Source organism: Erwinia papayae, assembly GCF_058241465.1.
In genome coordinates this window covers 57136-74377 of the sequence record NZ_JBZCHT010000009.1, presented here as the reverse complement: position 1 = coordinate 74377, position 17242 = coordinate 57136, and the positions used below count along the sequence as shown (strand labels likewise).

Below are 17242 nucleotides of genomic sequence, written 5' to 3'. Positions count from 1 at the left end.
CTTAAATTAATTTTTGCTTACTGAGATAAGAGCGGTGCTGTTCAGCACGGCAGAACGCAACGATAATAGCGTTATCCCTGCTCACATCGCTTATAAGGGCTGTCTTCATCGGGTGGCTGGCGCAAAACAAGCCTCAGGTATGTTGCGGACAGCAATCATCACTTACCGCGATCCTGATAAGGATCTTTTTTATGATCCTCACTGTCATCGCGCGTGCGAGGGATCTCACCGTGTTCAGCGGGATTATCTCTCGCCGGATGGTGCTTATCGGTTTTCTCAGGTTTTTGATAGTTAGCTCTGGACGACATCTCACCCTCCTGCTGTTTACATCACGTGAAATTGACTTTCTGTTACTATAGTCGGATTCAATCTGAGGTGGTGTGAATGAAAAAATATTTCTGCGTATTGATGCTTATTCTGGCAGTTGGCGGCTGCTCTTCTTCGTCGGGAGTAAATTTCGACGACGCGAAACTGGCTAAGATTCAGTATGGTTCCACAACCCGTCAACAGCTGATTTCGCTGTTTGGTCAGCCGACATCGGAGACACCTTACCCGGAAAATCATACCCTGATGATGTGGTCCTACAGTAAAGCTAACGCGATGAGCACCACAGATGGCAAGACGCTGACGGTACAACTGGATAATGGCAAAGTAAAAAGTTACACCCTCAGCAAAACCTGACCAGCAGCGGCTTAGTCAAACAGGTCCAGTTGTTGGTCGCCTTGCGGTCTGCTCTTATTGCGCATTTTCTTTTCGGGCGGCAGTGGCCGCTGCATTTCCTGCTCTAACCAGCGCATGATCACCGCCACAATATAAGCCTGTTGCGCTTGCGTCAGCGGCTGCTTGGCGGGAATCGCATGCCATTTGCTCAGACAGCCACGGCAGCATGTTGCAGTGGCATGTTGTGCGATAAACACCGGATGTCCGCGCATGGGGGTTTGTTTACCGTCGCTGGCAGGTACAGCAGGTGCCAGCCGCATATTGATAAATTCCTGCGCGTGGCGTCTGACTTCCGCTTCCCCCCGCTTATGGCAGTAATGATATTCCGTCTGCCCAAGGTGGAAACGCTGACGAAAAGCGGAAGCGGCCAGCCGCTGAAAAACATCATCGATGATCACGGCGATACAGCGTCCATTCTTCGACTCGTTCCCCGCCGGGTAAAGTGCAATAGCCTGTCTGTCCCTGTCCGGTGTTGACAATATCGAGGTTTCCACACTGGTTTACACACCATGCAGATGCCGGATTTGGCATCCCCAGTTTGGCTGGAGTGGCAGGTTTTTCTGGCTGCGCGGCACAACCCAACAGCGATGTTGCCCATATCAGTAAAAGGATATTTTTCATCTGTTTTCCCGGTTTAACAGCATCAACATGATGCTTTGTTCAGGGTGAGTTACCCAGTTTAACGCGTTGAACTTAAACCCTGATTCATTAAGATAGGTTTTTGCCCATCTCAACAGGAAGTTGCCCGCATGCTGAACACCCTTACCCTCCGGCTTACCCGCCATGTCAGCCAGTATCTGCTGCCCGACATGCGTGCACTGCTGCCCTCTGAATCCGTGCAGTTCTTTTGTAACGAACTGGATGAGGAGTGGCACTATACGTTGCTCTGTCGGCAAAACGAACATATCTGTTCGTTGACGGTATCGGCAATACTGGTGTGGCATCAACTCAGACATATACAGTCAATGGTCTGGAGTACAACGCAGGAACAGCAGGATGCCACGCATTACAGTGCCGCTCGGCTGTATGAACGCCTCATCACGCCAGGGGCAATACTTTATCTCTCCTGAAGGTTCTGTGACGATTTAGCAGCAGTTTTTTGCTGTATTCATCTGATTGAAATCTGCACTTTCCCGCTAATCTGGCACATATTCATCAAAGTGGTAGTGGAGTAACCTATGCCAGATAAAGACGCTGTCGTTGAACGACTGACTGTGGAAGTTCTCGCACTGAGACATATCGTGCAGATGCTTATCGCCTATGGCAATGTGCCAACCGGCGGCAAACTGAATAAGTATCTGCAAAAAGTGGCCGATGACGCCGAACATCGTGATGAGCGTGCGGCTAACAAAGCCATTGCCGATGCGATTCGCAGCTATATTCAGTAAAGAAAACGCGGAACAAAAATAATAAAACCGACACTGTTTGTTCACGGTTGAAAGGTTCAGGCTGTCTGTATTTCATAAGGAGACAGCCATGAAAAAACGTCCTGCTATGCTCACCGCGCTTTATCTTCTGTTCCGCCAGGAACGCCAGCCTCACAAATTGTTCGGTATGATTTATCTCTCACCGGAACAGCGCGCTGCCATCCTGCGCGAGCTTCTTTACCCCTGCGACCAGCCTGGCCGTTAGCCAGCTGGCAGTTTGATTTTACGCTTCCAGCCACGTTATCCTCCCCACCCCCGGCTTTGCAAAGTGGTCGGTTAATCACTGGAACAGTCTCAACACAGGGAACAGAAACAGATGTATCAGTATATTCTTGGCTGGCTTACAACTTTCGAACTACCTTATGCACCGCTGATTGCCCTGCTGGCAATGCTTGGCATAATTTTAATTATTTCCTTAATTGTCCACGGCTTGCTCCACCGTGCCATGCTGCCGTTTCTGCGCCGGCTTGCCGCAAAATCATCACGCCAGTGGCCTCACGTTATTTTCGACAGTAAATTGTTCAGCCGCTTCGCCCTGTTAATGCAGGGTGTGTTGTTACAGATTCAGTTGGAGATGTTTCTTCAGGGGCATGAACCCGTTTTCAGTATCGTTATGGTGGCAAGCCAGGTATGGATGATGATCTTCAGCCTGCTGATGTTTTTCTCACTGCTGGATCTTATCCTTGGGCTGTCGGAAAACAGCATGTTCGCCACACAATTACCACTGCGTGGCATCTTTCAGAGTCTGAAACTGATTGCTGCCCTGCTGATCGCGCTGATGATTATTTCGGTGCTGATTGGCAAATCCCCGCTGGTGTTACTGACCGGGCTGGGCGCGATGACCGCCGTACTGATGCTGGTGTTCAAAGATCCCATCCTCGGTCTGGTGGCAGGGATTCAGCTCTCGGCAAACAGTATGCTCAAGCTGGGAGACTGGCTGGAGATGCCGAAATATGGCGCAGACGGCTCGGTGGTGGATATCGGCCTGACTACGGTAAAAGTGCGTAACTGGGACAATACCATTACCACCATCCCGACCTATGCGCTGATTTCTGATTCGTTCAAAAACTGGCAGGCAATGTCTGAATCAGGTGGGCGTCGTATTAAGCGCAGTATCAACATTGATACCACCAGCATTCGCTTCCTCAATGAAGAAGACATCCTTGCTATGCAACGGGCGCAGCTGCTTACACCTTACCTGGATGGCAAAAAAGAGGAAGTCTCGGCGTGGAATGCAGGTCTGAACTGCGATCTCAGCACCCCTCTCAACGGTCGCAGAATGACCAATATCGGGACTTTCCGCGCCTGGCTGGAAGCCTGGCTGAAGGCGCATCCCCGGACCCATAAGGGAATGACGCTGATGGTGCGTCAGCTGGCTCCCGGCTCCGAGGGACTGCCAATTGAAATTTATGTTTTTACCAATACGACGGTGTGGCTGGAGTATGAAAGGATTCAGTCAGATATTTTTGACCATATCTTCGCGGTGTTGCCTGAATTTGATCTGAGAGTTCATCAAACACCTACCGGCAACGATATGCGCAATATGCGGCTGACCACCGGCTGATAATCAGGCTGACAGCGGGCTGTCTGTCACCCGCTGTCAGGCCTACAAAACTTAGCGACGATAAAACGGCTCGGCTATGCCGGCGACGCCGACCCGCACCGCGAAGAGATCGCCGGACTGGGGATACTCCGCCAGCTCCTGTGGCGAACGTTCCTCGCGTGAACTGGTAATAAATAACGTCTTCAGGTCAGCGCCTCCAAAAGCAACCATCGTTGGCCAGCGTACCGGGAGAGGGATTTCATCAACAAAGTCTCCATTGGCCGGATTGAGACGAATAACTCTGGCACCGTCAAACATGGCCGACCAGTAAAATCCTTCGCTGTCCACCGCCGCGCCGTCTGGTAAGCCTCCCTGTTGCTGTACAAAGCGCTGTACTACCTGTCGTGGCCCGATTTCACCCTGCTCATCCATCGGATAGCGATAGAGCACACCATTTGGCGTATCCGAATGATACATCCAGCGGCTGTCGGGTGAAAAAGCCACGCCGTTGGAAATCATAATATCTTCTGCCTGAACGGTCAGGGTGAGATTCTCATCGAGTCGACACAGCTTGCCGCCATTACGATCCTGTGGCTCCCACAGGCTGCCACACCAGAAACGACCAAAACGGTCAACTCGTCCGTCATTAAAGCGGCTACGCGCCGCTTCTCCGGGATTGGGTGCAATTCGTGCGGCAATTTTTCCGTGGTGATCGAGCATACAGACGCCGCTGCGCAAAGCAGCGACAAAACCGCCCTGCTCTCTCAGACCGAAACAACCAATATGTTCTGCCACCGGCATAACGCGATGTTCACCGCTAACAGGATCGAAACGGTGGATCGCCGGAGCGAGAATATCGACAAAGTAAAGGGCCTGCTCGCTCACCGACCAGACAGGACATTCTCCGAGTTCTGCCTGCACCGCCAGTACATTATCAACCTGATAGCGCATAAATTTCTCCTGAACACCCATGACAGCACTGAGTGTAATGCAAAAATGATTTTCTGCCGTGGTGAAATAAAGGGAGATAATAAAGTCCGGTTGAGCATCTCTTAAATATAATTAAGAGCATTCCTTCTGATGGAGCTTTTTTTTCGTCTTTTTCTTATTTATAATCCTCGCCATTGGGAACGAATTACATATTAAGAATTATTTTGAAATATTTAACTAAATAACTCTACAAAGTCGGCATTATTCCTTCACTTTTCAATTGTAAGCTTGTAGTCATTGAAAAAGCGCAGGAGCATTACCAATGAGAACATTAATTAAAGCCGTCTCTGTTCTGGGTGTGATAATGATGCTGAGTGGTTGTATTATTGATGATGGTTATCGTGGTGGGCCCGGCTGGCACCATGGCGGCGGTTATCATGGCGGCCCGCACTATGGCTACCGCTATGGGCCTGGCCCGAATCGCTGTTAAAATGCAGCCGTCTGAATAGCAGGCATTGAAGAAGAGTAAGATGTGAGATAGTGACAGGCAAAGCCTGCACACAGCAATAAAAAAGAAAGGCAACAACATTGGGTGGGAATTTTCCCGCCCTTTTTATTATTTAACTTTTAATACTGTAGTTACACTGATACCAGGCTTTCATTAATCCGGGAATGCGACTTTCCTGCGGTTTAATCGGTTCGACTTTATCAAAACCTCGCTCTGCACAATAACGTTGTACATCTTCCAGCATGGCTGTTTTATTTACCAGCGACGGATTAAAACGATATTGCACCGTATTTACTGCACGATCCTCATCGACTTTTTCAAACGCGCCTGGTTTGCTGGATGTACATCCCATTAATAAAAATGCACCGATCAGTAGTGTGTAAGTTAAAGATTTATTTTTATTCATTTTTGCTCCTTTTCCGCAGCAGTATCATAACAACGCGATTTCATTTCACTATCGGAAAAAACCGTATTTGCACATTTTTTACAGTGTGGATGCAAAATTTTGCCGATTGAATCAATCAAGAAAAACACCTGGTGCCTTTTTCTTATCGATGCCATGATGACTTCACAAAACGACATACCTGTACCACACTAGGATATTACTGTTATAACAATATGTTATGCCCGCGGCGAGCGGGCTTTTTTTTGCTACCAGTTGGCATTGCCGTCAAGAATGATACGCAGTACTTCAGCCGAGTGATTAACCGGAAGTGCCAGCACAGATCGATAAAGATCGATGGTCATTTCACAAAGTTTCGTCTTATCAGCCCCTGTTTCAGCCGGTGCATTAATTAATTGCAGATCACTTCCCCAGCGGCCGTACAGGCTGCGAACAATATTTCCCAGGTCTTCACGTCCCTGCAATGCATTACCGGTGTGTTCTGCCCCAAAGCTTTGTTGCAGAAAATAGTCCAGGGCTTCACCCTCCTTTTTACGCAACTCAACAGGCAGACTTTCTGTGGTGTTGATTCCTCCACTGACCTGCGGGAACAAAAATTTAAAACAGAGTTCGCTATTTTGCTGATGTAGCGCTTTCATCTGCTCCAGCGAAACCTGCATATAGCGGTACAATGCTTCATTACTGGCATAACTGATACGCTGACTGAGCAGGTCTGCCAGCATTGGCCGAAGATGTTCCAGCGCCTGCGCTTCGCTATCGCCCATTGCCACTGCCGCCAGATATTGCTGATGCAGCCTTTGGTATAGCGAAGGTTGCTGCACCTTCAGCGTGCGGTAAAGCGGCAGGCTGATAAAATAGTGTTCTGCTGCGTTCAGGCGGGCCTCGTGCTGCTGATGTGGCACCCTTACAGCAACGTAATAAGTACTGCTGACAGCAACAAGAACAATCGCCAGCCATACGGCCAGCGTTGTGCTGATTTTTTTGCGCTGGTGCAGCAGAATTAAAATGAAAAGCGCGGCAATGCCGCAAATAAAAACCATAAGCCCGGCGAAGAAAGTCAAAATTGCATCCTGAATAAGCGGGCCAGTCGGCGCAGCCCGGAAATATAATCAGTCGACGCGCACGTCAACCAGAACCGGGCAGCTGGCTCGTTCAATTACTGCGGCACTGACCGATCCTTTTAACAGACGATTAAAAGAAGACAGATGGCGACGCCCCATGATAATCATCGTTGCCCCCATTTCATTAGCCTGAGCAACAATGGTTTCAGCCGATTCCCCGGCAATGACTCTACCGGTTGCGTCAATCCCTGCCCCCTGAAGCTCCGCGAGTGCCTGACGGACAGCAGCCTCCGCCGTGTTCTGTTCGTCAAGTGCACTGCCAAAATCGCCGGGATCTTCCCCCGCTTCGATAATATAGTCACCCGTTGTGGCAGCGTAGCTGGCATCAACACAGCATAAAACCACCACCTGCGCAGCCAGTGCTCTGGCCTGCTGAACAGCCAGGGAGACGACTTTGCGGGCAATTGTTGAATTATCGACGGCAACCAAAAGTTTTTGCATTTCCCTCTCCTGTCAGTCACGTATTGACGCTTTGCCTATCTCATCCACCAGCGCCTCTTTGCATTTAAGGATTGCTTCACGGTAGAGCGCCTCATGCTGCTGAAAGCGGCTGGAAGGAACCAGTAAACTGATGGAATAGCGTCCAAGTATGGTATCGATAGCGACCGCCATCGTCGAAATCCCTGCCAGCGTTTCCTCGCGGTCATAAGAAACCCCCGTGCGGCGAATCTCCTTTAACCGCTCCAGCAACTCCGGAAAAGCTTTTACCGTGAGATCGGTAATGGCCTCAAATGCATCGCCAACCAGCGCTCTTGCCTGTTGATCGCTCTCCAGCGCAAGCAGGGCTTTTCCACCCGAGGTGCTGTACAACGGCAGATGCAACCCAATGCGCGGTACCACCCTCAACTCACGATCGGCAACCACTGAATGCACAATTGCCAGTTGCAGGCCACTGGCACGCGCCAGAGTTACCGTTTCGCCCGTGGCATCACTTAACGTCTGAAGCCAGGGCCGGGCGATGGCTACCACGTCGGTGTGAACAGTGGCAATCAGTCGCAGCAGGGCCGGACCAAGGCGAACACCGCCTGCGCCATGAATGCGCACCAGTTGCACCGAATCCAGCGCGGCGACAATGCGCTGTACCGTGGAGCGAGGGAGATCAACGGCCTGGGCAATTTCCCCCAGGCTCATACCATCGGGACGATTACCGAGAGCATCCAGAATTTTTGCGGCCCGCGAGATCACCTGGATCCCGCCGTTACGTTCGTCTTCACGTGGAATTGAAGATTCAGACATCAGCTTTCCTTCCTTGCTTGAGACCGATATTTTAGCACGCTATTGCGGTTACGGCTCAGTGTATCGCATTGCAATACACCCACTCACAAGGTAGTATGCACAGCAAATGTACCGTAATACGGTACAGTGAATCACATAATTTTCATCCTCATGGAGCCGTTATGTCTTCCCAGCCTGTTGCGGCCTCTCACCCTTTTACCCTGCGTCTGGCGCTTGGCCTGGTTGGCGTGCTGATTGCTGCCCTGACCTCTGGCCTCAACGATCGGGTTACCGATCTGGCGCTGATCGATATTCGGGCAGCAACCGGTTTTGATTACGATCGTGCCAGCTGGATCACTTCTGCTTATCAGGCTGCGGAGGTGGCGGCGATGATGATTGCGCCCTGGTTCGCCGTCACCTTTTCACTGCGCCGTTTTGCGTTGAGCGTGGCTGCGGTTTTTGCCATCACGGGCGCAGTACAGCCCTACGTACCCACTCCCGCACTCTTTGTTGCTCTGCGTGTCATACAGGGCCTTGCAGGTGGTGCTTTACCGCCACTGCTGATGACGGTAGCACTGCGTTTTTTGCCTCCCCCGATCAAACTCTATGGGCTGGCAGCTTATGCCCTGACTGCGACTTTTGGTCCCAACATTGCCGCTTCGCTGGCCGCATTCTGGACCGATTCAGTTGGCTGGCAGTTTGTATTCTGGCAGGTTGTCCCGCCGATTTTTGTCGCCTGCCTGCTGATGAGCTGGGGATTACCGCAGGATCCGCTGCGACCGGAGCGTTTCCGGCAGATTGACCTGATCGGCATGCTGACAGGTTGTAGTGGAGTGGCATTGCTTATTCTTGTGTTGAGCCAGGGAGAGAGACTTGACTGGTTCAACTCGCCGCTTATTACCAGCATGCTGCTGTTTTCTCTGGCATTGCTGACCGTTTTTTTCATTAATGAGTGGTATCACCCGCTGCCGCTGTTCAGATTGCAGATGCTGTCCAGGCGCAACCTGGCTCACGGCCTGCTGGCACTGGCAATCGTACTGCTGACAGCGCTCTCTGGTTCAGCCCTGCCGTCAGCATATTTTTCACAGGTGGACGGATTTCGCATTAATCAGTTTGCCCCGCTGGCGCTGGCTGTTGGTTTACCTCAGTTGCTTATTGCGCCACTGCTGGCAGCATTATTAAACCGCCGCTGGATCGACGGCCGTCTGATGCTGAGCAGTGGTGCCGCGCTGCTGTGCCTCTCCTGTCTGCTGGGTATGCAAATCACCGGTGACTGGGCGCGGCAAAACTTCTGGACAATTCAGCTGTTGCAGGCGTTCGGCCAGCCAATGATGATTCTGCCGGTGCTGATGAGCGCCACCAGTGTGGTTCATCCAACGGAAGGCCCCTGGGCCTCTGCGATGTTCAATACCGTACGTGGTTTTGCCAGCGTGGCGGCTGGGAGCCTGATTGAAAACCTGCTCACTTATCGTGAGAAATTTCATTCTCACCATCTGATTGACCAGATGGGTAATCACCTATGGCTCAGCATGGCGGATAACGCAGCCAGCGCCGGACCGCTGACACCTTTGTTGCCAGATGGCTCAGTCAGTTCAGCGGAAAATATTCGCCACTTCGCCACGCTGCTCAGACATCAGGCGCTGATCCTGAGCGTCAGCGATCTCTATTTACTGATAACCGGCTTTGCTCTACTGCTGGTGCTGCTGACCGCCTTGCTGGCGACGCGCGTTTATCCACCCCAGACACTGATGCAATCCGCAACCTCCACCACGAGATAATCACCATGCGCTTCACACCTGCAAAAAGAATTCTGATGCTGGCTCTGTCGTTACTATTGTTGCTGGCAGCCGCTCTGTTTGTCTGGTCTGCCATGAGCCGGCATCAGGCCAGCACTGAGGATGCCGTGGTGGCCGCCGATTACACCCTGGTGGCACCCAAAATTTCCGGCTACATTCGTGACGTTAATGTCGGTGATAACCAGGCGGTGAAAGCGGGTCAGTTACTGGCGACGCTTGACGATCAGGATTATCGCGTCGCACTGGAAAGCGCAGAGGCCAACCTTAAGATCGGTGAAGCAAAACTGGCAGGCGCAGAGGCCAGTCTGCAACAGCAACAGGCCGCCATTGCGCAGAGCGAAGCTGCCGTCAGCGCCAGCGAAGCCACCCTGGAATATGCCGGACAGAATGCCGATCGCTATCGTCGCCTGTTGAAAAGTGGAACGGCAACCGCCGATGAGCAGCAAAAAACCTATGCCACCCTGCGTGAAGCCACAGCAGGGCTACGGCAAAGCAAAGCAGCAGCTCTGGCGGCGCAAAATGAGGTGCCGGTGTTGCAGGCGGCGGTTAAGCAGGCTCAGGCTGACATCGCCGCAGCACGCGCCAGCGTTGACCAGGCACGTCTTAACCTCTCTTACACCCGTATCACCGCGCCGGTTGACGGTTACGTTGCCCAGCGTTCGGCTCGTCCCGGTGCCTGGGTTTCGGCAGGCACGCGCCTGATGGCGGTGGTCCCCTTACAGCAGAGCTATGTGCTGGCTAATTTTCTGGAAACGCAGCTAAAGCATGTGCAGACAGGGCAAGCCGTTTCTGTCAGGGTTGACGCGCTACCTGACGTCATACTTCATGGACATGTTGACAGCATCGCTCCGGCAACCGGATCCACATTTGCGGTGATTACCGCCGACAATGCCACCGGAAATTACACGAAAGTGGCGCAACGTCTGCCCGTAAAGATAGTGCTGGATGCCAGTCAGCCAGACCTGGCGCGTTTGCGCGTCGGCATGTCGGTAGTGCCAGAGATTGATATTCACTGAATCCGATAATTTCAGGGATCACTTTATTTTACCGGAAAGAATCAGTAGATTAGCGCGCGGTCCTGCCATGAACTGATGATGGCAACCCAGAGCGAATGGACGAGAATCTTTTCGCTTTTATTCTGTTCACGTGAAGAAGGCCACGAGCCGCCGCAGGGAGTTGTACGGTGAAATATGCTTTGATGGGAGTGTCTTTTATTCTGCTGGTGTGGGTTGGGACATTCTGTCTGATGTTATAAACAGCAGACTGGCGGGGCAGGCAAAAAAGCCTGCCTCTTGCTGTCAGACGGGTTCTTCCGGGGAAGCGCTGACACCTGGCAAAATACCATCAGCACGAAACATCGCTTTAATACCTCTGATCGCCTGACGTATACGGTCACTGTTCTCAATCAGCGCAAAACGCACGTGGGTATCACCATAGTCGCCAAAACCGATACCCGGAGAAACGCAAACTTTCGCTTCCTGCAACAAATGTCTGGCAAAATCCAGTGATCCCATTGACGCATAATGGTCGGGAATTTTCGCCCAGATATACATTGAGGCTTTAGGGATCTCCACCATCCAGCCAGCTTCATGCAAACCTTTAACCAGCACATCGCGACGGCGTTTATATTGCTCTGCAATATCCCGCACACACTGCTGATCGCCTTCCAGCGCCGCAATAGCCGCGACCTGCAAAGGAGTAAAAGTGCCGTAATCGTGGTAGCTCTTGATGCGAGCCAGTGCCGCCACCAGCTCTTTGTTGCCGACCATAAATCCGATACGCCAGCCAGCCATATTGTAGCTTTTTGACAGGGTGAAAAATTCAACGGCAACATCGCGGGCACCGGGTATCTCCATGATCGATGGCGCCTTCCAGCCGTCATAGACAATATCGGCATAAGCCAGATCGTGGACCACCAGCACGTTGTATTGCTTCGCCAGTGCAATGACCCGTGCAAAGAAATCCAGCTCCACACATTGCGCTGTAGGATTAGAGGGGAAACCGAGGATCATCATTTTCGGTTTCGGATAACTTTCACGAATAGCTCTTTCCAGTTCGTTGAAGAAATCAATACCCGCTACCAGAGGAACCGAACGTACCTGCGCCCCGGCAATCACCGCGCCATAGATATGAATCGGGTAACTGGGGTTTGGCACCAGCACCATATCCCCGTGATCAAGAGTCGCCAGCATCAGATGCGCCAGCCCCTCTTTGGAACCGATAGTGACTATCGCTTCGGATTCCGGGTCGATCTCCACCTGATAGCGATCGGCATACCAACGGGAAATCGCCCGACGCAGGCGGGGAATGCCTCGTGAAGTGGAATAGCCGTGAGTGTCCTCACGCTGAGCCACGGAACAGAGTTTTTCCACAATGTGCGGCGGCGTTGGGCCATCCGGATTACCCATACTGAAATCGATAATATCTTCGCCACGTCGGCGGGCGGCCATCTTCAGTTCAGCAGTGATATTAAACACATAGGGTGGAAGGCGCTCAATGCGGGAAAAACGACGTGCAGAGCTGATATCAGCCATAGAAACCTCTGAATTACGTTAGCGCCCGGACCGTCCGAGCGACGCTGACCACCAGTGGGTCAGGTATGAACATATCGCAGAGGTAAGCAGCCTGTCGAGAGGCCTGAAGAAATGTTTATCGGCAGGGCCGCAGGTAAATGACCGTTCACCAGGTCTTACAACGTTAACAGGAAAATAATTAAAGGCTGAGTTTTTAGTTTTCCCCTTTTAATTAGCAGGCTGGGAGAATCTGAATCTGCTCGGTAGTCAGCCGCTGATGACTGGTGTCATCTCCCTGATTGTTTACCGACGCCTTCAGCGCTAATCATCATGAAACTCTCTGTTTTAATGCAGAGAAGCTATAAATTTGCGGGGAGTTCGCGGCACATTGAAGAAGGATTTTCAGCGACTGAAGGCGCACTTAACACAGCAGACCATGAGGCGTTGCCTGGCAACCGCACCAGGGAAGATGACAAACGTTCACCTCAAAGTCTGTCAGAGAAAACCGTCAAATTCTGAAAAATGGCATCCCCTTTTATCTACCTGGATTTCCGTAATTACGCCACTCTCCATCCCAATTAAGCTTGCTGCTGATAACGCTTAATGCTTTGCTGATCAACACGTTGACGGAGAGTTACTGAGTTAGCGGCCGGGAGAGGTTGTAGAGAAAAAAACGCGATCACGATCCAGGAATAACCACCGGATAAGGGCCAGAAGAAGTCTGGCCCGCGAAAAATTACAGCACACTGCCCAGCGTCTGACGCAGATAGGCACCGGCGCCGAGCAGGCCTGGCTGATCGTGGGTGATCAGATATACCGGGATATCGCAGACATAATCGCGAAAGCGACCTTTGTCTTCAAAGGCGGCGCGGAAACCAGAGGCTTTAAAAAAGTCGAGGAAGCGTGGCACAATGCCACCCGCAATATAAACGCCGCCAAAAGTCCCCAGATTCAGCGCAAGATTACCGCCAAAACGCCCCATGATGACACAGAACAGAGAGAGCGCCCGGCGGCAATCCGTGCAGCTGTCGTCGAGTGCGCGCTGAGAAACATCTTTAGGTTTAAGGTTTTCCGGCACCCGGTCATCTGATTTGACAATTGCCCGGTACAGATTGACCAGCCCGGCTCCGGACAGGACTCGCTCCACCGAGACATGCCCCAACTCAGCACGTAACACTTCCAGAATCTGATCTTCTTCATCGCTGTTGGCGGCGAAATCGACGTGGCCTCCCTCCCCCGGCAGGCTCACCCAGCGCTTATCAACATGCACCAGATGCGCAACGCCCAACCCGGTACCTGCACCATAGACCGCTACAGGTTTATCCTTCACCGCCTCTTTACCGCCAAACTGCATGACATCCTCCGCAGACAGCACAGGGATTGCCATTGAAACAGCGGTGAAGTCATTAATGATTTCGAGATGCTCAAAACCGAGATTGTCTTTCATTTTGCTGGTTGAGAAAGCCCAGTCATGGTTGGTCATCTCGACCCAGTCGCCGGTGATCGGACAGGCGATGGCAATACAACCATCGGTCACATCCTGCTTTTGCTCGTCGAGATAGAAACGGATCACGGCTTCAAGATTGTCATAGTCTGCTGTGGGAAACGTTTTGGCTTGTGAGATGGCACCATTTTCAACATCACACAGTGCGAGACGGGCATTGGTTCCGCCGACATCACCTACCAAAGCATATTTAGTCATTATTGTTTTACTCCGCTTGCGTAATCAGAACACATCATAAATTTCCCCCACTCAAACGACAACGCTCACCTTACACGGGTGAGCGGAAAGTCACGCTGTAACCATTTACCATACCTTTCACATCAGCGATTGCCCACGGGCATCAATCTGAATTCTTTGCTCAGACTGGCACTATCAGTTGATATCAGGAACAAACGACGGCCTGTTAATTTTACCGGCAAAAATGCGGAGCAGTTGTGCTGAAGCGACCGGTTGATCAGATTGCGATCGGCAGCGCGATATGCTTCGATGTAAACGTATACACTGCTGTTTTCATCACTGATACCCACGTTATCGCACAGGATCTCTTCATGGTTTATCAACCGGACAGGAAACGCTACCAGACAATGACCTACCACCGCTGTGGACAAAGCGGGCTGAAGCTTCCCGCCGTGTCGCTCGGTTTGTGGCACAATTTCGGCGACAGCACCAGAGTCGACAACAGCCGCGAGCTGCTGCGACACGCATTTGATAACGGCATCACCCATTTTGATCTGGCCAATAACTATGGCCCGCCTCCCGGATCGGCAGAAGAAAACTTTGGCCGCATTCTGCGCCAGGATTTCCACGCGCTGCGCGATGAGCTGATTATCTCCTCTAAAGCAGGTTATACCATGTGGGACGGCCCTTATGGTGACTGGGGTTCCCGTAAGTATCTGATTGCCAGTCTTAATCAAAGCCTTAAGCGCATGGGGCTGGACTATGTGGATATTTTTTACCACCATCGTCCGGACCCGGAAACGCCACTGGAAGAAACGATGACCGCGCTGGACCACATCGTGCGTCAGGGCAAGGCGCTTTATATCGCCCTGTCTAACTATCCCGCTGAGCTGGCAGATAAAGCAATCGCCATGCTGCGCGAACTGGGCACCCCGTGCCTTATTCATCAGCCCAAATATTCAATGTTTGAGCGCACGCCGGAAAATGGCCTGCTGGATGTATTACAGAAACATGGGACAGGCTGCATTGCCTTTTCTCCGCTGGCGGGCGGTATATTAACCGATCGCTATTTACAGGGTATTCCGCAAGATTCACGCGTTGCCAGCGGCAGTCAGTTCCTCAATGACAGCCAGTTGACGCCAGAAAAGATGGATAAGGTGCGTCAGTTGAATACGATCGCTCAGCAGCGGGGGCAGAAACTTTCACAAATGGCGCTGGCCTGGGTGCTGCGTGGCAGTCGTGTTACCTCAGTACTTATTGGCGCCAGTAAAACCGCTCAGATTGATGATGCGGTGGATATGCTCCATCAGCGTGAGTTTAGTCAGGCCGAACTGGACAGCATTGAGGCGATACTGCGTTAATCTTTGCTCCGCCGTACATCGCGGCGGAGCGTTGCGGAAAATTCCCAATTCCACTCCCCTTTCGCCTTTTAAGATTTGCCCAGGCGTAACCATCGTTATCTCTTTTATATGCTGCCAGCACAGTGGGGATGTCACGCCGCTGATAAGGAGACAACATGAAACGACTCATTCTTCTGGCCACCTTACTGGCTGGTTTATCTCCGTTAGCGCTGCACACAGCACAGGCCGACAGTGCGAGAATAATGCTGGCACCCGGCGTTGAGTTACATATCGGCGATCGCGATCCTTACGGTCGCTACTGGGATGGTGGAGGCTGGCGCGACCCGCGTGACTGGCATGATAATTATCGTTACGACGAGGGACGCTGGTGGCGTTATCAGGAATGGCGTCGTCGTGAGGAATGGCGTCAACAGGAAGAGTGGCGCCACAATGAAGAGATGCGTCGTCGACACGAGTGGGAACGGGAGCACAGATGGCACGAACGTGACCGCTATTACGACGATCGTGATGAGGGTGGCTGGCGCTGATCCTTAATGATCAGAACCACATTTGCTGAGGAAAGCCGCCTTTAACCGGCGGCTTTCACCGTTGTCATCACACCATCGACACCAGCAGATAGAGATTTAGCGCCACCACCACGACCACGATCACCCTGCCGACATTTTGCATCAGAGGTGAATTAACCATATCGCCCATCAGCTCGCGATTGCCGGTAAAAGCCAGCAGTGGAACCAACGCCAGCGCAATGCCAAAACTGAGCAGAACCTGGCTCATCACCAGAATACGTGTCGGTTCCCAGCCCGCCATAATAACAATAAATGAGGGCAGCATGGTCACCACACGACGGACCAGCAATGGAATACGTATATGAATAAAGCCCTGCATAACCACCTAGCCCGCCATGGTGCCTACCACGGTGGAAGAGAGCCCGGCCGCCAACAGGCTCAGACCAAAGACCAGCGACGCCGCCCGACCCAGCAGGGGATCGAGTGTCAGATAGGCCTGGTCCAGATCGGCAATACCGGTGTGGCCGCTGAAATGAAACGCCGCCGCTGCGGTCGCCATCATCGCCAGATTGACAAATCCTGCGATGGTCATTGCAATCGCCACATCAAGTTTGGTGGAGGAGTAATGTTCTGCGCGCGTGCCACCATCCGGGCTTTGCGTCAACGATGAGTGGAGATAGATAACATGCGGCATGATGGTCGCACCCAGCACACCCGCAGCAAGCAGAACCGCGTCAGCGGTGGGTAGCGAGGGAACGACAACGCCCTGCATCAGGGCACCGATCTTCGGCTGCGAGAAAAACAGCTCTAAAACGTAGGCAGCGGCCACAAACAGTAAAAGACCGCCTATCAGCAGCTCCAGTGGCTTTTCCCCTCTTTTCTGGAGCATCAGAATAAGAAAAGTGACCACACCGGTTAACACCGCGCCCTGCAACAGGCTGATGCCAAAAATCAATTTAAAACCTATTGCCGCACCAATAAACTCAGCCAGATCGGTTGCCATGGCGATGATTTCGGCCTGCACCCAGTAAAACCATACGGCAGGAAGTGGAAAGCGGTCACGGATGTGTTCAGCAAGGTTCTTCCCCGTGGCTATCCCCAGTTTGGCCGACATCAGTTGAATGACCATCGCCATTATGTTGGCCCAGACCACCACCCACAACAGTTTGTAGCCATAGGATGCTCCGGCCTGGATATTGGTGGCAAAGTTTCCCGGATCGATATAGCCGATGGCAGCAATGAAAGCTGGCCCCATTAGCGCAAATTTTATTTTTCGGGAGCTACGAACCGTTTGCTCCACAGTGCGGCCTTCGGACATAGACTTACCCCTGCTATACACCTGATATGAGTATTGTCTTTAAAATGATAATGATTATCAAGCGCATTTAAACAGGTTTTCCTGATTGCTATGATAGCCAGTACTAATAAATATAGCATTGGCTATATTCACCGTTAAACTACGCCATTGCCAACAACTCAGCAACAGTTTTTACTTTAGGGTAAAAAAGATAACCTCAC

21 protein-coding genes and 1 pseudogene are annotated in these 17242 nt (G+C 51.9%); 11 read left to right on the top strand and 11 right to left on the bottom strand.

Going from position 1 to position 17242, the window contains the following annotated elements; translation table 11 throughout:
- Window positions 1-158: 158 nt before the first annotated feature.
- Window positions 159-308 (bottom strand): hypothetical protein, encoded by a 150-nt coding sequence (locus tag AC3RPL_RS05055; RefSeq protein ID WP_490739182.1) that lies wholly within the window; start codon window positions 306-308, stop codon window positions 159-161.
- 76 nt (window positions 309-384) lie between these two features.
- On the opposite strand from AC3RPL_RS05055, the gene AC3RPL_RS05050 reads away from it, so the two are divergent.
- A complete protein-coding gene (locus AC3RPL_RS05050; RefSeq protein ID WP_261640039.1) occupies window positions 385-681 on the top strand; it encodes a hypothetical protein in 297 nt (98 codons plus the stop codon).
- A gap of 11 nt (window positions 682-692) precedes the next feature.
- Here the strand turns inward: AC3RPL_RS05050 and AC3RPL_RS05045 are convergent, their stop codons facing one another.
- Together AC3RPL_RS05045 and AC3RPL_RS05040 are read right to left on the bottom strand one after the other, a co-directional pair.
- Entirely contained in the window at window positions 693-1118 is a 426-nt protein-coding gene (locus AC3RPL_RS05045; RefSeq protein ID WP_490739181.1) for a DUF4186 domain-containing protein, read from the bottom strand.
- Window positions 1105-1341 carry a putative hemolysin gene (locus tag AC3RPL_RS05040; RefSeq protein ID WP_490739180.1) on the bottom strand — a complete coding sequence of 79 codons (237 nt, stop codon included), beginning with the start codon at window positions 1339-1341 and terminating at the stop codon, window positions 1105-1107. The genes AC3RPL_RS05045 and AC3RPL_RS05040 overlap by 14 nt, the downstream gene beginning before the upstream one ends.
- 128 nt (window positions 1342-1469) lie before the next feature.
- Here AC3RPL_RS05040 and AC3RPL_RS05035 point away from each other — a divergent pair, with 128 nt between their 5' ends.
- The 4 genes from AC3RPL_RS05035 to AC3RPL_RS05020 all read left to right on the top strand — a co-directional run bounded on the left by AC3RPL_RS05035 (window position 1470) and on the right by AC3RPL_RS05020 (window position 3711).
- Window positions 1470-1790 carry a hypothetical protein gene (locus AC3RPL_RS05035; protein WP_490739179.1) on the top strand — a complete coding sequence of 107 codons (321 nt, stop codon included), beginning with the start codon at window positions 1470-1472 and terminating at the stop codon, window positions 1788-1790.
- A gap of 108 nt (window positions 1791-1898) precedes the next feature.
- A complete protein-coding gene (locus tag AC3RPL_RS05030) occupies window positions 1899-2108 on the top strand; it encodes a hypothetical protein (protein WP_261640035.1) in 210 nt (69 codons plus the stop codon).
- Window positions 2109-2196: 88 nt separating this feature from the next.
- Window positions 2197-2352 carry a hypothetical protein gene (locus AC3RPL_RS05025; protein ID WP_490739178.1) on the top strand — a complete coding sequence of 52 codons (156 nt, stop codon included), beginning with the start codon at window positions 2197-2199 and terminating at the stop codon, window positions 2350-2352.
- A 111-nt stretch (window positions 2353-2463) separates the two neighbouring features.
- Window positions 2464-3711, top strand: a complete 1248-nt coding sequence (locus AC3RPL_RS05020; protein WP_490739177.1) for a mechanosensitive ion channel family protein — start codon at window positions 2464-2466, stop codon at window positions 3709-3711.
- A gap of 51 nt (window positions 3712-3762) precedes the next feature.
- On the opposite strand, the gene AC3RPL_RS05015 is transcribed toward AC3RPL_RS05020, so the two are convergent.
- Window positions 3763-4641, bottom strand: a complete 879-nt coding sequence (locus tag AC3RPL_RS05015; RefSeq protein ID WP_490739176.1) for an SMP-30/gluconolactonase/LRE family protein — start codon at window positions 4639-4641, stop codon at window positions 3763-3765.
- Window positions 4642-4942: 301 nt separating this feature from the next.
- Between AC3RPL_RS05015 and AC3RPL_RS05010 the strand changes: the two genes are divergently transcribed.
- Window positions 4943-5110: a hypothetical protein gene (locus AC3RPL_RS05010; RefSeq protein ID WP_200871620.1), complete on the top strand. Its 168-nt coding sequence runs from the start codon at window positions 4943-4945 to the stop codon at window positions 5108-5110.
- A gap of 130 nt (window positions 5111-5240) precedes the next feature.
- On the opposite strand, the gene AC3RPL_RS05005 is transcribed toward AC3RPL_RS05010, so the two are convergent.
- The 4 genes from AC3RPL_RS05005 to AC3RPL_RS04990 all read right to left on the bottom strand — a co-directional run bounded on the left by AC3RPL_RS05005 (window position 5241) and on the right by AC3RPL_RS04990 (window position 7888).
- Window positions 5241-5534: a hypothetical protein gene (locus tag AC3RPL_RS05005; RefSeq protein WP_490739175.1), complete on the bottom strand. Its 294-nt coding sequence runs from the start codon at window positions 5532-5534 to the stop codon at window positions 5241-5243.
- 245 nt (window positions 5535-5779) lie between these two features.
- Window positions 5780-6592, bottom strand: a complete 813-nt coding sequence (locus tag AC3RPL_RS05000; RefSeq protein WP_490739174.1) for a hypothetical protein — start codon at window positions 6590-6592, stop codon at window positions 5780-5782.
- Window positions 6593-6640: 48 nt separating this feature from the next.
- On the bottom strand, window positions 6641-7093 hold the full coding sequence (locus tag AC3RPL_RS04995) for a universal stress protein (protein WP_034938224.1): 453 nt from the start codon (window positions 7091-7093) through the stop codon (window positions 6641-6643).
- 12 nt (window positions 7094-7105) lie between these two features.
- A complete protein-coding gene (locus tag AC3RPL_RS04990) occupies window positions 7106-7888 on the bottom strand; it encodes an IclR family transcriptional regulator (protein ID WP_034938226.1) in 783 nt (260 codons plus the stop codon).
- Between the two features lie 161 nt (window positions 7889-8049).
- On the opposite strand from AC3RPL_RS04990, the gene AC3RPL_RS04985 reads away from it, so the two are divergent.
- From AC3RPL_RS04985 to ypdK, 3 genes are all read left to right on the top strand, one after another.
- A complete protein-coding gene (locus AC3RPL_RS04985; protein WP_490739173.1) occupies window positions 8050-9645 on the top strand; it encodes an MFS transporter in 1596 nt (531 codons plus the stop codon).
- Window positions 9646-9650: 5 nt separating this feature from the next.
- A complete protein-coding gene (locus AC3RPL_RS04980) occupies window positions 9651-10679 on the top strand; it encodes an HlyD family secretion protein (protein WP_490739172.1) in 1029 nt (342 codons plus the stop codon).
- 167 nt (window positions 10680-10846) lie between these two features.
- Window positions 10847-10918, top strand: coding sequence for a membrane protein YpdK (gene ypdK, locus AC3RPL_RS04975; protein ID WP_152542785.1), 72 nt, complete (start codon window positions 10847-10849; stop codon window positions 10916-10918).
- A 43-nt stretch (window positions 10919-10961) separates the two neighbouring features.
- Here ypdK and alaC read toward each other — a convergent pair whose 3' ends face one another.
- Both alaC and glk read right to left on the bottom strand, forming a co-directional pair.
- The gene (gene alaC / locus AC3RPL_RS04970; protein WP_034938231.1) at window positions 10962-12197 is read right to left on the bottom strand and encodes an alanine transaminase; all 1236 of its coding nucleotides are present in this window, start codon (window positions 12195-12197) and stop codon (window positions 10962-10964) included.
- A 715-nt stretch (window positions 12198-12912) separates the two neighbouring features.
- Window positions 12913-13878, bottom strand: a complete 966-nt coding sequence (gene glk, locus AC3RPL_RS04965) for a glucokinase (RefSeq protein WP_490739171.1) — start codon at window positions 13876-13878, stop codon at window positions 12913-12915.
- Between the two features lie 350 nt (window positions 13879-14228).
- On the opposite strand from glk, the gene mgrA reads away from it, so the two are divergent.
- Window positions 14229-15218 carry an L-glyceraldehyde 3-phosphate reductase gene (gene mgrA, locus AC3RPL_RS04960; RefSeq protein ID WP_490739170.1) on the top strand — a complete coding sequence of 330 codons (990 nt, stop codon included), beginning with the start codon at window positions 14229-14231 and terminating at the stop codon, window positions 15216-15218.
- Window positions 15219-15373: 155 nt separating this feature from the next.
- Window positions 15374-15745 carry a DUF2502 domain-containing protein gene (locus AC3RPL_RS04955; RefSeq protein ID WP_490739169.1) on the top strand — a complete coding sequence of 124 codons (372 nt, stop codon included), beginning with the start codon at window positions 15374-15376 and terminating at the stop codon, window positions 15743-15745.
- A 67-nt stretch (window positions 15746-15812) separates the two neighbouring features.
- Here AC3RPL_RS04955 and AC3RPL_RS04950 read toward each other — a convergent pair.
- Window positions 15813-17042 (bottom strand): annotated as a pseudogene (locus AC3RPL_RS04950) (Nramp family divalent metal transporter).
- Between the last annotated feature and the right edge of the window lie 200 nt (window positions 17043-17242).

Excerpts from the sequence above, each read along its gene's own strand:
- glk (WP_490739171.1), bottom strand. The coding sequence starts at position 13,878 with ATGACTAAATATGCTTTGGTAGGTGATGTCGGCGGAACCAATGCCCGT.
- AC3RPL_RS04995 (WP_034938224.1), bottom strand. The coding sequence starts at position 7,093 with ATGCAAAAACTTTTGGTTGCCGTCGATAATTCAACAATTGCCCGCAAA.
- AC3RPL_RS05020 (WP_490739177.1), top strand. The coding sequence starts at position 2,464 with ATGTATCAGTATATTCTTGGCTGGCTTACAACTTTCGAACTACCTTAT.
- AC3RPL_RS05040 (WP_490739180.1), bottom strand. The coding sequence starts at position 1,341 with ATGAAAAATATCCTTTTACTGATATGGGCAACATCGCTGTTGGGTTGT.
- AC3RPL_RS05030 (WP_261640035.1), top strand. The coding sequence starts at position 1,899 with ATGCCAGATAAAGACGCTGTCGTTGAACGACTGACTGTGGAAGTTCTC.
- AC3RPL_RS04985 (WP_490739173.1), top strand. The coding sequence starts at position 8,050 with ATGTCTTCCCAGCCTGTTGCGGCCTCTCACCCTTTTACCCTGCGTCTG.
- AC3RPL_RS05010 (WP_200871620.1), top strand. The coding sequence starts at position 4,943 with ATGAGAACATTAATTAAAGCCGTCTCTGTTCTGGGTGTGATAATGATG.
- AC3RPL_RS05005 (WP_490739175.1), bottom strand. The coding sequence starts at position 5,534 with ATGAATAAAAATAAATCTTTAACTTACACACTACTGATCGGTGCATTT.
- AC3RPL_RS05050 (WP_261640039.1), top strand. The coding sequence starts at position 385 with ATGAAAAAATATTTCTGCGTATTGATGCTTATTCTGGCAGTTGGCGGC.
- AC3RPL_RS04980 (WP_490739172.1), top strand. The coding sequence starts at position 9,651 with ATGCGCTTCACACCTGCAAAAAGAATTCTGATGCTGGCTCTGTCGTTA.
- AC3RPL_RS05035 (WP_490739179.1), top strand. The coding sequence starts at position 1,470 with ATGCTGAACACCCTTACCCTCCGGCTTACCCGCCATGTCAGCCAGTAT.
- AC3RPL_RS05025 (WP_490739178.1), top strand. The coding sequence starts at position 2,197 with ATGAAAAAACGTCCTGCTATGCTCACCGCGCTTTATCTTCTGTTCCGC.
- alaC (WP_034938231.1), bottom strand. The coding sequence starts at position 12,197 with ATGGCTGATATCAGCTCTGCACGTCGTTTTTCCCGCATTGAGCGCCTT.
- AC3RPL_RS05055 (WP_490739182.1), bottom strand. The coding sequence starts at position 308 with ATGTCGTCCAGAGCTAACTATCAAAAACCTGAGAAAACCGATAAGCAC.
- AC3RPL_RS04955 (WP_490739169.1), top strand. The coding sequence starts at position 15,374 with ATGAAACGACTCATTCTTCTGGCCACCTTACTGGCTGGTTTATCTCCG.
- AC3RPL_RS05015 (WP_490739176.1), bottom strand. The coding sequence starts at position 4,641 with ATGCGCTATCAGGTTGATAATGTACTGGCGGTGCAGGCAGAACTCGGA.
- AC3RPL_RS04990 (WP_034938226.1), bottom strand. The coding sequence starts at position 7,888 with ATGTCTGAATCTTCAATTCCACGTGAAGACGAACGTAACGGCGGGATC.
- mgrA (WP_490739170.1), top strand. The coding sequence starts at position 14,229 with ATGGTTTATCAACCGGACAGGAAACGCTACCAGACAATGACCTACCAC.